The organism is Bartonella sp. AA78NXGY (assembly GCF_042197005.1).
Lineage (GTDB): Bacteria > Pseudomonadota > Alphaproteobacteria > Rhizobiales > Rhizobiaceae > Bartonella.
This window is the reverse complement of sequence record NZ_JBHIRI010000004.1, coordinates 100,278-118,536: the sequence shown is the minus strand read 5'-3', so window position 1 is coordinate 118,536 and position 18,259 is coordinate 100,278. Positions and strand designations below refer to the sequence as shown.

Here is an 18,259-nt window from a genome sequence, read left to right as displayed (position 1 = left end):
GGCTTGCAAAAGCTTGAGGGAATGAACTTCGCTTATGAAAGAGGAAAGTTTTACACAAACACTGTTTGCGTGGATGGGTGGTAAACACTATTTGCGTAAGAAAATTATACCGATTTTAAATAGCATTGACCATGAAACCTATGTTGAACCATTTTTAGGTTCTGGTGTTATTTTCCTAAATAAAGGACCAGCAAAATATCCCGTTATTAATGATTTGAATGGAGAGATCACGAATCTGTTTCAATGCGTTCAAAACCATTTTGATGATTTAGCCAAACGATTGGAGTGGTTTGTTTGTTCAAGACAGTTGTTTTTTGACCTTGCTGCGATTGACCCAGAAGAGCTCTCCAAAGTTGAAAGAGCCGCACGGTTTTTATTTCTCCAACGTTGTGTGATGTATGGGAAAAAAGAGTATGTCTCTTTTAGCTTTGGAAGAAAAAGCCTATAGCATTTAATCCCGAAAAGCTTTTAGCGAGGATGAAACGTGTTAGACAGAAGCTTCTTGATACGACGATTTTAAATTTGTCGTGGGAGCGGATTATCGAGCTATTTGATGCACCCGACAGTTTATTTTACCTAGACCCTCCTTATCTTGTAAAGAAGAAGTGCTATAGCTCTGGGAATTTTGTTGAAGATGATTTTGTAAGTATGGCAAAAGTCCTCAAAGGCATTCAAGGCAAATTTGTCTTGAGTCTCAATGATTGTGATGCGGTTCGAGAGATTTTTAAGGATTTTGACTTTTTAGAATTAGAGACCCTTTGAACCTCTGGTTTTGCTAAAAAATCACTCCGAAAAGAACTCTTGATTCGCAATAATTGAAGAAAATCATAAAAAGATTTGTTAGAATCAGAAGAAAATATTTCTTCTCTAATAGGACTTTTTTTGATGCTTACACCATTTGGTAAAACCTTACGCAAACTTCGCATTGATCATTCAGAACGCCTTTAGATATGGCTAAAAAATTAGACATATCTGTAGCATTTTTATCTTCTGTCGAGATTGGCAAAAAATCTGTTCCTGTAGGACTGGAGAAAAGGATCATAGAGCTTTATGGTTTAGATAAAGAGAAGGCTTCTCTCTTAAGGAAAGCAGCTTATGCTTGTCGCAAAAGTTTTACAATCAAGACTTCTGATCCGTTGAGGCGTGAAGCTGTTGGTGAGTTTGTTAGAAATTTAGAGAATTTTTCACAACAAACCTTAGCAGAATTAAAAGACCTTCTTGAGAAAGTTTGCAAAAAAAGAGGCGTCCTATAGAGATAGGTTAAAAAATCCTATTCCCTAACTTTTATTTACGCGTCCCTCACTGTAAAAAATATATGGAAAATCAATAAATCATTTTGGATAAAAAAGAGCATGGTGCCCCCAGAGAGACTCGAACTCCCGACCCCCTGATTACAAATCAGGTGCTCTACCAACTGAGCTATAAGGGCGTAACCATGTAGGAGTTAGCATAAACTAACAAAAAGGAAAACAGAAAATTATTAAATTTTATGTATATTAAAAGAAAACTATATAAAAAATAACCAATTTATTTCCTTTTTCCACTTTTTACAGCAAGGTTGGAACTATCCTTATGTTGATATCTTATAGAATCTTTTATAAGAATGCACCGTTTTGCTATCGAATTACGAATCTGAAGACTTTGATTGATGAGCAAGGTAATTTTCTAGCCAGTGAATATTATAATTACCATCAGCAACATCTTGATTATTAATAAGATCGCGAAAAAGAGGCAGTGTAGTTTTTATCCCATCGACGACAAATTCATCTAAAGCACGCCGTAAACGCATCATACATTCTAAACGGGTACGTCCATGAACAATCAGCTTTCCAATCATGCTATCATAGTAAGGAGGAATGCGATAACCTGAATAAGCGCCTGAATCAACACGAATCCCTAAACCTCCAGGTGTATGAAAATGTGTAATGGTTCCAGGTGATGGCGTAAAGTTAATAGGATCTTCTGCATTAATACGGCATTCAATGGCATGACCAGAAAAACAGACTTCATCTTGTGTCACTGAAAGTTTACAGCCTGATGCAATATGGATTTGTTCGTGGACTAAATCTATACCTGTAATTGCTTCAGTTACAGGATGCTCGACTTGTAAACGTGTATTCATTTCAATAAAATAAAATTCGCCATTTTCATAAAGAAATTCAATAGTACCAGCTCCACGATATCCAAGTTGGGCACAAGCATTTGCAACAATATTTCCAATTTTTTTCCGTTCAGTTTCATTAAGTGCAGGTGACGTAGCTTCTTCCCATACTTTTTGATGCCGTCGTTGAAGTGAACAATCGCGTTCTCCTAAATGAATAGCATTTCCCGCACCATCACCTATGACTTGAATTTCAATATGACGGGGTTTTTCTAAATATTTTTCTATGTAAACAGCGTTATCACCAAAAGCAGCTTTCGCTTCTGAACGCGTTGTTTTGAGAGCTATAGAAAATTCTTGTTCAGAATGAACGACTTTCATACCACGTCCGCCACCACCGGCAGAAGCTTTTATAATAACTGGATAACCAATTTCACGAGCAGTGCGTAAAGCATCTGATTCTTCAGTGACTGCTCCATCTGAACCTGGAACTACAGGAATACCAAGTTTTTTGGCGGTTTTCTTTGCTTCGATTTTATCGCCCATGATGCGGATATGAGTAGCTGTTGGACCGATGAATGTAATATCATGGGCTTCTAGAACATCTGCAAATTTTGCATTTTCAGAAAGAAAGCCATAACCTGGATGAACAGCATCCGCTCCTGTAATTTCACAAGCAGCAATAATTTGCTGAATACTCAAATAAGAATCACGAGCGGGAGGAGGGCCAATACAAACACTTTCGTCAGCAAGACGAACATGCATTGCATCTGCATCAGCGGTAGAGTGAACAGCCACGGTTTTTATGCCAAGTTCTTTACATGCACGTAAAACGCGAAGAGCAATTTCTCCTCGATTAGCAATGAGGATTTTTCGAATCATGTTTGCCCCTCGCTTTATTCAACAATAATAAGTGGTTCACCAAATTCAACAGGTTGACCATCTTTGACAAGAACAGTGGTTACCGTACCGGAGCGCGGTGATGAAATTTGATTCATTGTTTTCATGGCTTCAATAATAAGTAATGTCTCCCCTTCAGAAACATTTTGTCCTACTTCTACAAAAGGTTGTGCGCCTGGTGAGGGTGCAAGATAAGCTGTTCCAACCATTGGAGAGGTTATTGTGTTTTTTGATTTATCTTCTTGGATAAATTGTATAGGAGATTCAGCTGTTGGAACTGGAGAAGATGTTACAGAAAAAGTAGGAGTAGAAACAGGGGCATAGATTGCTTGCTCAGAAGAAGTTAAGGTATTTTGGCGTGAGACACAAATACGAAGCTCCCCTTGTTCAACTTCAATGTTCGTTAAATTTGTATCATTCAAAATTTCAGCAAGATCACGAATAATTTTCGTATCAATTGCGGTTTTTGCCGAATCCATTTTTTTTGTTGCCATTTTATTTCTAACTCCTTGATCAATGAAGATCGTCATTATCTCATTTTATGACCGAATCTCATTTTATGACCGAATATCTCTAGATTAGGGATGACATCTTTTGAGGCTTTAAAGATTTTTATTTCCTTTAAATCATTATACTTTGCAATTTAAAACTTGTATCTGCTTTACGTAAAATTGCACTTATAAGCCTGTTATCAAAAAAGAGAAAGCATAAAATTACCTCATTTACAGTATTCTTCCTAAAACGGATCAGGTATTCACTGTGTATTATCTATCGCTTGTTTTAGAATATCTTGTCTGGCTGCGCCGATGAATATTTTATTACCAATGATGTAAGAAGGTGTTCCCGTAATATGAAGTGCAGAGGCAATTTGAATGTTTTCTTTAAAAGCGTTTTGCAGAGTGGGATCTTTTATTGCATTATGTAGTTTTTTTTCATCTGCTCCTAATGAAACAGCTATTTTTATAGCTTTAGCTTCATTTGCACGCCCTTGATGCATTAAAAGCTTTTTATGAAACTGAGGATATTTTTCTGGAAATTGTTTTCGAAATGCATAGGCAACGGTATGAGCCGCCATAGAATCAGATCCCAAAATCGGTAAATCCTTGATAATAACCCGTAGATCTGGATATTCTTTTATCAAGCTTTCTATATCTGAATAGGCACTTTTACAAAATCTGCAATTGTAATCAAAAAAATCAACAAGTATTTTTTTACCATTTGGATTCCCCAAAACAGCGTCATGAGGAGAGTGAAAAATTTCCTTTTCTAATGAATGAATGACAGAAGTTTGTTTTTGGTTTTCGTATTCATTCTGTTTTTCCAGCTTATCTTGAAGAATAAGCTGCATTTCAATCATAATTTCTGGATGAGTAAGAAGATACTCTCTGACGATTTGTTGAATATGATGAGAATCAGTATGTGGTATCATTTTTTCTTTAAGCTTAGATAAAAAGCTAGAATCTTCCAAAAGTTGTGATTTAAGCTTTTCTAAGCTTAAATCATTTGCTGTTTTTGAGTGTGATGTTGCGTTTGATAAAGAAGGTAAAAAGATTAAAATACTCGACATAACTATGACTAAAATTTTTGAAAAAAGTATTATTTTCGAGTTTTGAGAGTGATAATTCATTTGTATACCTTCACATTTTTTAGGGTGTCATTGAGTGAACTATATGAAAAGCGCTATCTATGTGCAATGAAGCATTTAGTTATAGTGTATCTTTAAGAATGAGAAAAAACATCAATTTTTCTCTAAAAAGATTTCATATGATAAACCTTGTCTTGGTAAGGATTATGTTTTGTAAAAGATAAAAAAATTCTCTTTAATTTGTCAAATGTTGTTTTGATGTATAAGGGTATCAAAAGCTTTTTGTGCATGTTTATTTTAGGAAAAAGTACGTTGATAATACAATGAAGAACACTTGTATTATTTTTTCCTGTTGATTTATTGAGTACTGAGAAACAAAATAAAATAATGAAAAGTGAAATTATGAAAACCACAACACATTATGAGCTGTTTATCATTGGAGGAGGGATAAACGGCTGTGGATTGGCAAGAGATGCAGCAGGACGCGGATTTAAAGTGGGATTGGCTGAAATGAACGATCTTGCATCTGGGACCTCAAGTGCGTCAACAAAGCTTATTCATGGTGGGCTTCGTTATCTTGAACACTATGAGTTCAAACTTGTTCGTGAAGCATTGAAAGAACGCGAGATCATTTTACGTATGGCTCCACATATTGTGCGTCCTTTGCGTTTTCTCCTTCCTTATCATAAAGAATTGCGCCCTGCTTGGATGTTGCGTTTTGGACTTTTTATTTATGATTATTTAGGGAATTGGAATCAGAAATTGTGGCGCAGTAAAACGATTAATTTTTCAAAAAAATTTTGCTCTACACTGAAGAAAGAATATCAGAGAGGTTTTGAATATTCTGATGCAAGAGTAGATGATGCGCGTTTAGTTATTGGCAATGCTCGTGATGCAGAAAAGTGGGGAGCTGATATAAAAGTACGAACAGAAGTTCTCTCTTTAAAAAAAGAAGACAATAAATGGCGTATCTTTCTTCAAGACAAGTTAAGTAGCAAAGAATATAGTGTCACAGCTTCTTATGTCGCGAATATGACAGGTCCTTGGATTGATCATGTTTTAGCAAGCATATTAGATTGTAAAGAACATTCACCAGTACGGCTTGTTAGAGGTTCTCATATTTTGGTTCCCAAGCTTTATACTCATGATCGTGCTTATATTTTTCAAAATGGTGATGGGCGTATTATATTTGCTATTCCGTATCAAGAAGAGTTTACCTTACTTGGAACAACAGATTGTAATTATCAAGGAGATCCGGCTGACGTTCATATTACTGATAAAGAAATTGATTATATTTGTGCAGCAGCCAGTGAATATTTCATACAACCAGTGTTGCCTGAAACGATTGTCTGGTCTTACTCGGGAGTTCGTCCACTCTATGATGATGGAGCTTCAAAAGCACAAGAAATTACGCGCGATTATGTTTTTAAAGAAATGGGAACAGGAACGACACCAAAGATACTTAATCTTTATGGTGGAAAGATTACAACTTATCGTAAGTTGGCTGAAGATGCGATGAAATTTGTTGAAAAAGAGCTTGGTAAAAAGGGAGCATCATGGACGGCTAAGGCAGTACTTCCAGGGGGTGATTTTCCCTATAACAAATTAGATACAATCGAAAATAGGATTGCTCTTTTAATGCCAGATTTAGATGCTTTTACACATCGCAGGCTTGCACGCTCTTACGGTACGGAAGCATTGGTGATCTTTGCACATGGTAAGGCAAATAAAGGAAAAAATTTCGGACATGGGCTTTATGAAGTAGAAGTAAAATGGTTGATGGAAAAAGAATGGGCTAAAGTATGTGAAGATGTGTTATGGCGTCGTTCAAAACTGGGGCTCCTATTTAATGAACAAGAGGTTGATACTCTTTCTTCCTATATGCAAAGCCAACAAGAGATTGAACAACGTTTATGATCATTTCATTTTACAGATTGTATCTGCAATATTGTAAAATATTTTCCTTCGAGAGATACTGATATTAGTTATAGATATTAAAAAGGCAATGGTTGTCTATACCCTGATTTTAGTTTTTTTTTGCAAGAATCACAAAATGGCAAAATTAGATAGAATATTTAAGATGAAATTTGTCTATCTTATAAAGTGAAATCTAAGAATATCACCAAAAAGAACTCATTGATAAAAAATAATTTATAATTAGATTCGTGTGAAATAAGGTTTTTTTCTTCTTTAGGAGAAGATAAAGCTACTTTCTGTATCGTTTATTTGCACAATGAGTTAAAAAAATCTAAAGAAAATTAAATCGATCATGAAAAATTGTATAATGTGTTAGTTTAGCATTTATTATCTTAAACGCTGTACTAAATCATGTAAGGGAAGAGGCTTGAAGAGCGTAAGAAGAACTTATAAATGAGTTTTTTATATTATAGTAAAAATCTTCTTTTTTCATGTTTATATACCTGAACACTAATCTATGAGAAATGCGATATTGTGTTTTGGCATGATTGATTGTAGTAAACCTTGATATCAATTGAAAATAATGAGCTGTTATTATACTCATGATAGTATAAGAGAATAAAATTTTCCGTAAACTAAAAGTAAGTATTTTTTTATGTATAAAGAGAGAGCTATAAGGACATGAGAGTAATACCCTCATGATATTTTACAACCTTCCATCGCCTATAAAATTTGCAGTAGCACCAATGTTGGACTGGACAGACCGACATTGCAGGTTTTTTTATCGTCTTTTAACGAAAAAAGCTCTCCTTTATACGGAAATGATGGTAGCAGATGCTGTCATTCATGGTGTTCGTGAACAATTGTTGGCTTTTAGCGACAAAGAACGTCCAGTTGCATTACAATTAGGGGGGGCAGATCCGAAAAAGTTAGCAGAAGCTGCACGAATTGCTGAGGATTTTGGCTACAACGAAATAAATCTCAATGTTGGTTGTCCATCAAATCGTGTTCAAGCAGGTGTCTTTGGAGCTTGTTTGATGCTACATCCAGACATTGTGGCAAATGCCGTAGAAGCAATGAAACAAGAGGTTACTGTACCTGTAACTGTCAAATGTCGGATTGGAGTGGACGAACAAGATGAAGAATTAGCATTAGATCTTTTGGCTAATCAAGTTTGGAATGCTGGATGTGATGCGCTCTGGATACATGCACGCAAGGCATGGCTACAAGGATTGAGTCCGAAAGAAAATCGCAATATTCCGCCCCTTAATTATGAAAGGGTTTACAAATTAAAACGTCAATATCCTCATAAATTCATTGGGATAAATGGTGGAATTAAATCGATTGATGAGATCAAAGAACACTTAACTTTCTGTGATGCTGTCATGGTTGGTCGCCAAGTTTATCATGATCCAACTTTGTTAAAACATATTGATTTTGAACTCTATGGTGAGTCGCAGAATAGTCTAAGTGAGAGTGATCTTATTGAGCTTATGTGTGATTATGCAGCTCGACATATTGCATCGGGGGGGCGGCTTTCTCATGTGACACGTCACATGATTGGTTTATTTCATGGGCGGGGTGGGGCACGTCGATGGCGGCAAATACTATCAAATGATGCGACAAAACCAAACGCAGATATATGTACTTTAAAAGAAGCTTTTTATGCTCTCATTTAATAACAGTCAGACAATTAACATATATTAAAGTTGAGATCCTTTGCGTTTTGATTTCTTTGCGATAATTTTGATCCTTTTAATTTTATAAGTTTTTGAAAGTTTATAACTTTTATTATGAATAAGAATGTTAGAATTTATATATTAAACGGCATGCTGATTATACCTATTAAATAAAAAATAACTTAAGGGTATCACTGTAAAGGTAGTCATAAGATATTAATAACATTTTGAATCTTGCACGTTTGTTATTGGGGTAGAAAATAGAATGTAGAAATTATTGCTTTCATAGTATTTAACATTTTTAAAGCACTGTTAAAAAAACAATAAATTATTCATATCCTGTATATATGACGTGATTTTCATAAACATTGTAGATTTTAAAAGGTATCCTTATGATCGCTAGTCCATTTGATGATTTTCGTGCTTTACTTACAAATTTACCTGTTGCTGATGAGTTTTCTATAATTTTGGCAAAAAAACGGCAAAAAAACTTAACAAAAGAGCAAGGAACATTGGGAAAACTAGGAGATCTTGCTGTTTGGTATGCGGGGTGGAGAGGTACAGAAAAACCTATAGTAACGCGACCTTTGGTTGCTATTTTTTCTGGAAACCATGGTATTGTAGAGGAGAATATTACACCATTTCCACAATCTATGACACAAAAAATGGTACAAAATTTTGCATCTGGCGGTGCTGCTATCAACCAAATTTGTATCGCTTATGATCTGGGATTAAAAATTTTTGATTTAGCATTGGAATATCCAACAATGAATATTACCAAGGATGCTGCAATGGACGAGAGAAGTGCAGCTGCTACAATGGCATTTGGAATGGAATCCATTGCTGGTGGAACAGATCTTTTATGTATTGGTGAAATGGGAATTGGAAACACAACAATAGCTTCAGCTTTATGTTTAGCATTGTTTGGTGGAGACGTTGAAGAGTGGACAGGATATGATATGGAATCGGAGGGTGATTTTTATCAGCGTAAAATAGCAGCGGTTAAGGCAGCAGTTTCCTTGCATAAGGAGCATTTAAATGATCCTTTTGAGATAATGCGTCGCTTAGGAGGACGTGAAATTGCTGCTATGGTTGGTGCTATTTTAGCGGCAAGAATGGAAAAGATACCCGTTATTTTAGATGGTTTTGTGGCAACAGCAGCAGCAGCGATCCTTTATAAAATACATCCAAAAGCTCTTGATCATACCCTTGTTGGACATGTTTCTTCTGAGACAGCTCATCGTAAACTTTTAAAAAAAATTGGCAAAGAACCACTTCTAGATTTGGGGATGCGTCTTGGTGAAGGGACAGGAGCAGCTATGGCAGCTGGTATTGTCAAAGCTGCTGTTTTAACACATGCACAAATGGTGTTTTTTTAACAAGAAAGTTTGAATGCCTAAAAGATCATAAGACGGATATAAAAAATCTTAAGAGCTTTGTTCATGCGTCTTGTCGTGTAATTTAATATAATTAAGTGGAAGTTCTGTTGTATATTTAATCTGTTCCATTGCGAAAGAAGAAGAGACATCACGGATGTCAATTTTAGAAATTAATTTTTTATAAAAAAGATCATAAGCTTCAATGTTGGGCACAACAACACGCAATAAATAGTCAATATCTCCACTCATTCGATAAAATTCAATGACTTCACGGAATTCTTGCACAATTTTTGAAAAACGCTTAAACCATTCATGACTATGTGTATTTGTGCGAATAGACACAAAAACAGTGACGTGTGCGTTTACTTTTTCTGGAGAAAGAACAGCAACACGACGTTGAATGACGCCATCTTCTTCAAGTTTTTGAATCCTACGCCAGCAAGGAGTGGTCGAAAGTCCCACTTTTTTAGCAATATCAGCAACAGAAAGTGTCGCATTTTCTTGCAAAAGATGTAAAATTTTTCGGTCAAGACGATCCATATTTCTTCTCAATATTTTAATTTATAAAAATTTACGCACTAAACGACGCAGATATACAATAAGCTCATCGTTAAACCATGGATTTTTCTGTAACCAAGAAGTATTTCGCCATGACGGATGAGGCAAAGGCATAACATTATAGCCTCGAGGTTGAGGAATGGAAAGAATATTTCTCCAATCACCAACAGTTGCAGAAACGGTTTTATGTTTTAATTCTGTAATGTGCCACTTTTGCGCATAACGACCAATGGCAAGAACAAGCTTTATTTGAGGCATTGCCTGAAATATCTTTTCATGCCATATTTCTCGACATTCACGTCTTGGTGGTAAATCAGCTTTATTTTTATCATAACTTGGAAAACAAAATCCCATAGGAACAATAGCAAAGAGAGATTTATTATAAAATTCTTCTTTCGTGACACCTAGCCAATTACGCAATTTTTCGCCAGAGCGATCATTAAAAGGGATAGAAGTTTCATGGACACGCAACCCTGGTGCTTGGCCTGCAATTGCAATCGAAGCAGTATCGGATAAATAAACGACAGGGTTTGGTTCATGAGGAAGAGGAGGAAAATAATGGGGTTGTTGGACGCAAACACGACAGGAATAGATCTCTTTTTCAAGTTTGATAATTGGGCTACATTGTTTCATTAGTAAATAAAATTAAAAAATATTTTTTTTATTCTGTGCGAGGATTTGCTTTGCGCCATTCTTTTGGTCGTTGAAAACTTGATGCCCATATTCCTTTCTTTTTCTTTCTAGCTTCTTGCTCTTCTTTGGGGTATTCATAATAATTTACAGCCCAACCATTATGTACAAGTGTTGCGTTGATATTGCTAACTTGTTTTGTTTTACATGTTGCAAGAATACGGCGATATTTATCTGTTTTTTGCCAGTAACATGTAACAGTTTGATTTTTTAATAGTTTTTCTAAATATTTTTTTGCCTCAAGCCCACAAGGGTAGCGCGCTTCCTTTTTTCCACAAAATTGGTGGAGTTCAGGAGCATCAATTCCAGCTAGTCGAATCTTAATTGAAGAAATCATAATGGTATCGCCATCAATGATTAATGCATTTCCTTCAACAGAGTTTTGAGAAGAAAATTTTTCTTTTTGAGGCAACCGCTGAGTTTTCTTAAAATAAGCTGACATAATGATAAGAATGCTAGCAGCAACAAAAATACTGAAACCGATTACTTTTAGATTAAAGCTTCTTAGATTAAAATGAGAAAAAGATTTTTTCATGAAATAAAGAAACTGCTAACATTACTATAACTCTATTTTAGTATTGTTTATAATTCACCCGAGAAACTTTATTCATATGACGAAACAATGTCTCGTTTTAATGACAAAATTTTCGTTAGATATCACAATAATCAAATACTCATGCAGAATATATGTAAGCAACTTAAATAATAATTCAACTTATCCAAATCCGTACAAAAACAAATTTTAAAGTAAACTTTTTAAACTTAAGGAAATAAAAAACAGCCCTCAAAAAATAACTTTGAAGAGCAATACTCCCACATTTCTTTTGGAGTATAAAATCTATCAATTCAATGATAATTTTATTTATTTAATTTTTGTTTCCTTAAATTCAACGTGCTTTTTTACAACTGGATCATATTTACGCTTGCTCATTTTATCTGTCATTGTACGGCTGTTTTTCTTTGTTACATAGAAAAAACCAGTATCTGCAGTTGATAAAAGCTTGATCTTAATGGTTGCTGCTTTAGCCATAATGTAAATACCCTATTTATACTGAAAAAATATTATTGCTGTCAAAACTTATTTCCGACATCATCAGATTTTCCGGCAACACTACGGATGTTCTCAAAAAAGTCAAGAGCTGATTAATTTTCTCATAAGTTGGACAAACACCAAAATGACATATAAACCGAAAAAAACAGCCATGGCTATTGAAAAACCAAAGGGTTTAAAGATATCCATGGATTTTCCGATAAAGGTCGGTCCGATGAGCATACCAATTCCATAACAAAAAATAAAAGCAGAATTAGCAGCAGCAAGTTCTTGCCCCTTGAGACGGGCTCCTAAATGTGCAAGACTAATTGTATAAAGGCTCGCTGATACACCACCCAGAAAAAACAAATCAAGCATCAGAATCCATGGATATTGAAGAATCCATGGTACTATAAAAGTTCCTATAAAACCTAGAATAGCGCAACTCATCAGCGGGTAGCGTCGATCTTTGGCGTAGTCGCTTATAATGCTGATAGGAATTAAGAGGAAAATATTCCCAAGTGCAAGGGTTGCCATAAAATGTGCTGCTTCATTCTCATTATAACCAATGGATAAACTAAAGGGTATTATAAGAGTTAATACGCCCATTTGAATGGCCCCGTAAACAAGGACCGCCATCATTGCACTTGGAACGTGAAAAAGATAACGAAAAAATGGCATATATTGATTTTTTTGAAATTCTGGACTTAATTTCCAAGCGGTAAGAATTGGTATAGTAGCAAGTATAATAAGGCTATATCCAACAGCAAAAGGAATAAATCCTTGTGTTCCCACTTTTGCTAGCAGCGTTAGACCTATTATAAACCCTAATCCTAAGACAATAGCATAAATAGAAAGGATCAAACCGCGTTTTTTTGGGGGAGCATAACTGTTGATCCAAAACTCTGATAGGATAAACATAACTGTCATGCTGAAATGTAATATAAACTTTAAAATAAACCAAATCCATATGGGATCAAAAAAATAGAATCCTAAAAAACTTAAAGATCCTATCGCCATCATAAGCAATATTGTTTGAGCGATTCCTAAGCATAAGGCAATTCGAGACGTAAAAATAGCTGCAATAATTGTGGCGATTCCACCAACTGTTCCACTATAGCCGATTGTACTGTTGGAAAGTCCTTTCTCTGCCATAAGAAGAGAGACAAGTTGTGTTCCCATTGCCAATGCTGTTCCAACAGTGCCAATGGTTGCAATAGCTGCAATAATTGCACGCAAAGAATTATTTTGAGAGTCAAAAGGTTTTTTTTTCATGAAAATGGCTTAAGGTACTCTTGTTTATTTAAACAATGAAAAGATGAGCTGAAATGAAAGGGAGCCAAAACTATCCTTTGCAGTTTCTCTCATTTCCTAAGTATAAAAAACTGCAAGATTTTTATATGGTTATTATAGACTTAACAATAAAATTTACCCTCTTGTATACTAAAGAAAGAAGATTGTACATATAAAATAATATAAATATTATATAATATAAGCCATTTCTTAAATTGAATTTATTATTCATATTATATTTAATGGAGGCAAGAAGATTAATTTTTTCTTTTCCCATAAAAAGTATACTTTTGTTTTTTTAATTTGTTTTTATGGTAGGATGTCGGTGAAAATTTTATTGGACGAGGTTTTGTTAACAGTTCAAAGCATAAAGCGCCAGCAAAAGGTTGTACCGTTATAAGTTTTACTTCTACAACATCACTGAGCTGATAGCCTTTATGGCTACGCTGTCCTACAAGAACATGTTGTGCTTCATCAAAATGATAATAATCATTTTTAAGTGTAGAAATATGGACAAAACCATCTGTATTGAGTTTATCAAGTGAGATAAAAAGACCTGCTTTTGTAACTCCGGAAATGCGGCCTGTAAAAATACGACCGATTTTATTCGTTAAATAGTGAGCAACAAGCCGATCAATCGTTTCTCTTTCAGCCATCATTGCACGGCGTTCGTATAAAGAAACTTGCGTAGCAATTTCTGCAAGATTTTGTTCTTGTGTATCTGTTAATTGATCATTTCCTAATTTGAGAGCTTTAATGAGTGCTCGATGAATAATGAGATCAGCATAACGACGGATTGGTGATGTAAAATGTGTATAGTTCTGCAAATTCAAACCAAAATGGCCACTATTTTTAGGGTTGTACTCTGCTTGTGATTGTGAACGCAAAATAACTTGATTGACTAGTTCTTGTTGTTGAGTATGAGCGACCTTTTCTAAAATTCTATTAAGGCGCGCTGAGGTAAGTTCGCTTCCGCGGGAGAGTGGTATCCCCAAACTTTGAAGAAAGCTCCGAAGTATTTCTTGCTTAGCAAGAGAAGGTTTTTCATGAATACGATAAATGAGCGGCTGGTGATGTTGTTTTAATGTTTCAGAAGCTGCAATATTAGCTTGTATCATAAACTCTTCAATTAAACGATGCGCTTCTAGTTGTGGTTCACTCACAACATCTTTTATGCATCCATTTTGATCAAGAATAATCTTTTTTTCTGCAATTTCTAATTCTAGTGGTTGGCGACGATTTCGCGCAGCTTTAAGGCATGCATAGGCTTCCCATAAGGGGTGCAAAATGCTCTCAAAAAGAGGGGTTATTTTTTCATTTATATTACCTTCAATTGCCAATTGTACTTCTTGATAAGAAAGTTTGGCTCTTACACGAATCATAGTACGATGAAAACTATGTTTTCGTTTATTACCGTTTGCATCAAAAATCATACGAACGGCTAAAGCTGGTCTTTCTTTTCCTTCACGCAGAGAACATAAATCATGAGAAAGGCGTTCAGGTAACATTGGCACAACGGTATCGGGAAAATAAACAGAATTTCCACGTTTCAATGCTTCTTTATCTAAAGCACTTCCTGTTTTGATATAATAAGAAACATCTGCAATGGCTACAATAATAATCCAACCATCATTATTTGCTGGATCCTTATCCTTGGTTGCATAAACTGCATCATCATGGTCTTTTGCATCTGGTGGATCAATTGTAATAAAGGGTAATTGTCGCCAATCTTCACGATTATCCATATTGGCAGCTTTGATATGTTTGGCTTGCTCAAGAACACTTTCAGGAAAAATATAAGGAATTCCTTTCGAAAGAAGCGCTATCATTGAGAGTGTTTTCTCACTCTTAATGTGCCCTAAAACATTCTTTATTTTTGCGCTCTTTAATCCGTAACCAGTATTTTTTTTTATTTCGACTTCAACGAGATCACCAATTTGAATCTTCATTTCTGGAGACATTTCAACAATGAGTTCATTGGTTTTGCGGTCTATAGGATCAAGGCGCCATTGATTATTTTCCAATTTTCGTACAATAGCAAATGCGCTTTTGGGAGATACATCAATTTTACGAATAATTCGTCCCGTATAAGGATGGCTTGAGCTTTCAGAATTTTTATTTCGAAAAACTTTTACAAGAATATGATCTCCAACACCAATATTACTTCCTGTTATGTGATGAAAAGAGTGTATTTCAATATTGGGCTTTGGAGAATCTTCCCATTCAAGAGGTTGTGCAATAAAACTTCCATCTTTATCACGTCCGCTAATTTTTACTAAAGAAACAGGGGGTAATTTTCCTTTGTTTATTGCTCTTTTGTGGTGTTTAGATATGAGATTTTGATCCTTTAACTCACGTAACATATCTCTAAGCCAGATACGAGAATCGCCTTTTAAGTTAAAAGCTTTAGCGATTTCTCGTTTACTTGAGTGGTTAGGATTCTCAATTATAAAGGAAAGGATTGCTTCCTTATTGGGAAAAGTTTTCCCCTTGAATGAAGAGAGATATTTTATGTTTTTTTCACCTTTAGCCAAAATTTATGTCTCTTTTATTTTTGCTTTTGTTTTAGAAGAAGCTCTTTTTGAAGTTGTTTTTTTACTCGATGCTTTAGCCGATATAAGTTCTAGTGCCTCTGGAAGTGTTACACTAATGGGATCTTTATCTTTTGGCAATGTTGCATTAATTTTACCCCAATTGACATAAGGACCATAACGCCCGTTGCGCACGGTAATGGTTCCTCCTTCGGGATGCTCTCCTAATGTTGCCAATGCTTCAGGTGTTGTTCTGCTTTGCCTGGTTTTGTTTTCTTGTTGTTCTGCTAATACTGTAACAGCGCGATTGATACCAATATCAAAAACTTCATCTGCATGAAGAAGGCGCGCAGATTTTCCATTATGGCTAAGATAGGGACCATATCGTCCAATCGTAGCCGTGATTGTTTTTCCGGTTTCAGGATGAATGCCAATTTCACGGGGAAGGGATAGTAAAGCCAAGGCTTTATCAAGGGTTACATTTTCTGCCTGCCATTCTTTTGGTAATCCTGCACGCTTAACTTCTTTGCTTTCACCAAGTTGAATATAGGGACCAAACCGGCCATTACGAAGAGAGATCTCTTTTCCTGTTTCAGGGTCAATACCAAGTATAACAGGTTCATCATTGCGTACAGCTTCATTCTCTTCTCCAGTATCTGTACCAAGTTGGTGTGTGTATTTACATTCGGGATAATTGGAACAGCCAACAAAAGCACCATAACGCCCAAGTTTTAATGATAATTGACCATTTTTACAAAGAGGACAGGAACGCACATCACTTCCATCTTCGCGTTCAGGAAAGGCGAGAGGTGCTAATGTTACATTTAAAGCATCAAGAACATTGGTTATACGGAGTTCTTGGATATTGCTAATAGATGCATTAAATCCATCCCAAAAATCTCGCAATACGTCTTTCCAAGAAAGTTTGCCATCAGAGATAAGATCCAGTTTTTCTTCAAGATCTGCTGTGAAACCATATTCTACATAGCGATTAAAAAAATTTTCAAGAAAGGCTGTAACAATACGTCCCTTGGCATCGGGAATAAGCTTTCGTTTATCAATGACAATATATCCACGGTCACACAATGTCGCTAATGTGGATGCATAAGTTGAAGGACGACCAATTCCTAACTCCTCAAGCTTTTTAATTAATGAAGCTTCAGAATAACGGGGAGGGGGCTCTGTGGTATGTTGTACAGATTCAACTTTTTCTTTTGTAAGTGCTTCACCAGTGTTTATTTGTGGTAAACGTGTTGTTTCATTTTCTTCATTATTTTCTTCGTCTCGTTGATCCGTGTAGACGGAAATAAAGCCATCAAAACGAACAACAGATCCTGTTGCCCGTAGATTTGCACGCTCTTCTCCTTGCTGTGCTTCAATTTCAACGGTTGTACGTTCAATGTCAGCAGAGCGCATTTGGCTGGCAATGGCACGCTTCCATATCAGATCATAGAGCTTTGCTTGATCGCTATCGAGAAAATTACGGACTTGACTAGGATTGCGTTGAAAATCTGTTGGGCGGATCGCTTCATGTGCTTCCTGTGCATTTTTTGCCTTTGTTGAATAAAAACGTGGCTTTTCAGGAATATAGTCTTTTCCGAAAGTTTCATGAATAACTTTTCGTGCTGAATCAATAGCCTCTGGTGCTATCTGCACACCATCGGTACGCATATAAGTAATAAGCCCTGCCGTTTCACCATTAATTTCAATGCCTTCATAAAGCTTTTGGGCAATTTGCATAGTGCGAGAAGCTGAAAAACCTAATTTTGAAGAAGCTGCTTGTTGTAGTGTAGAGGTCGTAAATGGAGGAAAAGGATTTCTCTTTGTAGGTTTTGCTTCAACACTGAGTGTATGATATTGAGCTTTCTCCAGCATAAAGCGAATTTGGTCTGCTTGTTCTTGAGATTGAATATCAAGCTTGCCTATTTTTCTTTGATTAAACATTGTCAATCTTGCTTGGAAACTATCATTTCGGATGGTTTTTAACTGTGTTGTAATGGACCAATAATCTTCTTTGATAAAATGTTCTATTTCTGATTCACGATCACAAATAATACGCAAAGCAACCGATTGAACGCGTCCTGCTGAACGCGCACCAGGGAGTTTACGCCATAAAACAGGTGAAAGTGTAAAACCAACGAGATAATCGAGAGCACGACGTGCAAGATAAGCATCGACAAGGGATGTATCAATATCACGTGGATTATTCATAGCATCAAGCACAGACTTTTTGGTGATGGCATTGAAGACAACTCTTTTAATAGGTTTATCTTTTAAAACTTTTTTTTGACGGAGAACATCCAGAATATGCCATGAAATAGCTTCCCCTTCACGATCAGGGTCTGTTGCTAATATAAGGCTATCAGCTTCTTTAACGGCTTTTGCTATTTCATTTAAACGTTTAGCGGCAGCAGAATCTATATCCCATTTCATAGAAAAATCTTGATCCGGTAAAACAGAACCATCTTTTGCAGGCAAATCACGAACATGTCCAAATGATGCGACAACTTTGTATTGAGATCCAAGATATTTATTAATTGTTTTTGCTTTTGCTGGAGATTCAACGATAACGATATTCATAATTTTACCCAAATAT

13 protein-coding genes, 1 tRNA gene and 2 pseudogenes are annotated in these 18,259 nt (G+C 35.7%); 5 read left to right on the top strand and 11 right to left on the bottom strand.

The features are described 5' to 3' along the window. The first annotated feature begins 34 nt into the window (after positions 1-34). A pseudogene (locus tag ACFINL_RS03870) lies at positions 35-762 on the top strand (DNA adenine methylase). A 123-nt stretch (positions 763-885) separates the two neighbouring features. Continuing rightward, positions 886-1,253: pseudogene (locus ACFINL_RS03865) on the top strand (XRE family transcriptional regulator). 100 nt (positions 1,254-1,353) lie between these two features. Here ACFINL_RS03865 and ACFINL_RS03860 read toward each other — a convergent pair. The 4 genes from ACFINL_RS03860 to ACFINL_RS03845 all read right to left on the bottom strand — a co-directional run bounded on the left by ACFINL_RS03860 (position 1,354) and on the right by ACFINL_RS03845 (position 4,628). Then, positions 1,354-1,429, bottom strand: a tRNA-Thr gene (locus tag ACFINL_RS03860). Positions 1,430-1,624: 195 nt separating this feature from the next. Next, positions 1,625-2,983, bottom strand: coding sequence for an acetyl-CoA carboxylase biotin carboxylase subunit (gene accC, locus ACFINL_RS03855; protein ID WP_375611949.1), 1,359 nt, complete (start codon positions 2,981-2,983; stop codon positions 1,625-1,627). A gap of 14 nt (positions 2,984-2,997) precedes the next feature. Continuing rightward, positions 2,998-3,495 (bottom strand): acetyl-CoA carboxylase biotin carboxyl carrier protein, encoded by a 498-nt coding sequence (gene accB / locus ACFINL_RS03850; protein ID WP_375611948.1) that lies wholly within the window; start codon positions 3,493-3,495, stop codon positions 2,998-3,000. A gap of 260 nt (positions 3,496-3,755) precedes the next feature. Beyond that, entirely contained in the window at positions 3,756-4,628 is an 873-nt protein-coding gene (locus ACFINL_RS03845; protein WP_375611947.1) for a DsbA family protein, read from the bottom strand. A gap of 345 nt (positions 4,629-4,973) precedes the next feature. Between ACFINL_RS03845 and glpD the strand changes: the two genes are divergently transcribed. The 3 genes from glpD (at position 4,974) to cobT (ending at position 9,561) form a co-directional block, all read left to right on the top strand. Next, positions 4,974-6,503, top strand: a complete 1,530-nt coding sequence (glpD, locus tag ACFINL_RS03840) for a glycerol-3-phosphate dehydrogenase (RefSeq protein ID WP_375650403.1) — start codon at positions 4,974-4,976, stop codon at positions 6,501-6,503. A 698-nt stretch (positions 6,504-7,201) separates the two neighbouring features. Continuing rightward, the gene (gene dusA / locus ACFINL_RS03835; RefSeq protein WP_375650399.1) at positions 7,202-8,182 is read left to right on the top strand and encodes a tRNA dihydrouridine(20/20a) synthase DusA; all 981 of its coding nucleotides are present in this window, start codon (positions 7,202-7,204) and stop codon (positions 8,180-8,182) included. Between the two features lie 392 nt (positions 8,183-8,574). Continuing rightward, entirely contained in the window at positions 8,575-9,561 is a 987-nt protein-coding gene (cobT, locus tag ACFINL_RS03830) for a nicotinate-nucleotide--dimethylbenzimidazole phosphoribosyltransferase (RefSeq protein ID WP_375650395.1), read from the top strand. Between the two features lie 48 nt (positions 9,562-9,609). Here cobT and ACFINL_RS03825 read toward each other — a convergent pair whose 3' ends face one another. The 7 genes from ACFINL_RS03825 to topA all read right to left on the bottom strand — a co-directional run bounded on the left by ACFINL_RS03825 (position 9,610) and on the right by topA (position 18,243). After that, entirely contained in the window at positions 9,610-10,101 is a 492-nt protein-coding gene (locus tag ACFINL_RS03825) for an Lrp/AsnC family transcriptional regulator (protein WP_375608344.1), read from the bottom strand. 21 nt (positions 10,102-10,122) lie between these two features. Continuing rightward, positions 10,123-10,752, bottom strand: coding sequence for a uracil-DNA glycosylase family protein (locus ACFINL_RS03820; protein ID WP_375650391.1), 630 nt, complete (start codon positions 10,750-10,752; stop codon positions 10,123-10,125). A gap of 28 nt (positions 10,753-10,780) precedes the next feature. Then, positions 10,781-11,344 (bottom strand): thermonuclease family protein, encoded by a 564-nt coding sequence (locus ACFINL_RS03815; RefSeq protein ID WP_375650387.1) that lies wholly within the window; start codon positions 11,342-11,344, stop codon positions 10,781-10,783. 327 nt (positions 11,345-11,671) lie between these two features. After that, on the bottom strand, positions 11,672-11,839 hold the full coding sequence (rpmG, locus tag ACFINL_RS03810) for a 50S ribosomal protein L33 (RefSeq protein WP_004864083.1): 168 nt from the start codon (positions 11,837-11,839) through the stop codon (positions 11,672-11,674). A gap of 102 nt (positions 11,840-11,941) precedes the next feature. After that, entirely contained in the window at positions 11,942-13,114 is a 1,173-nt protein-coding gene (locus ACFINL_RS03805; protein WP_273791015.1) for an MFS transporter, read from the bottom strand. A gap of 275 nt (positions 13,115-13,389) precedes the next feature. After that, on the bottom strand, positions 13,390-15,666 hold the full coding sequence (gene rnr, locus ACFINL_RS03800) for a ribonuclease R (protein ID WP_375650382.1): 2,277 nt from the start codon (positions 15,664-15,666) through the stop codon (positions 13,390-13,392). Positions 15,667-15,669: 3 nt separating this feature from the next. Further along, positions 15,670-18,243 carry a type I DNA topoisomerase gene (gene topA / locus ACFINL_RS03795; RefSeq protein WP_375650379.1) on the bottom strand — a complete coding sequence of 858 codons (2,574 nt, stop codon included), beginning with the start codon at positions 18,241-18,243 and terminating at the stop codon, positions 15,670-15,672. Between the last annotated feature and the right edge of the window lie 16 nt (positions 18,244-18,259).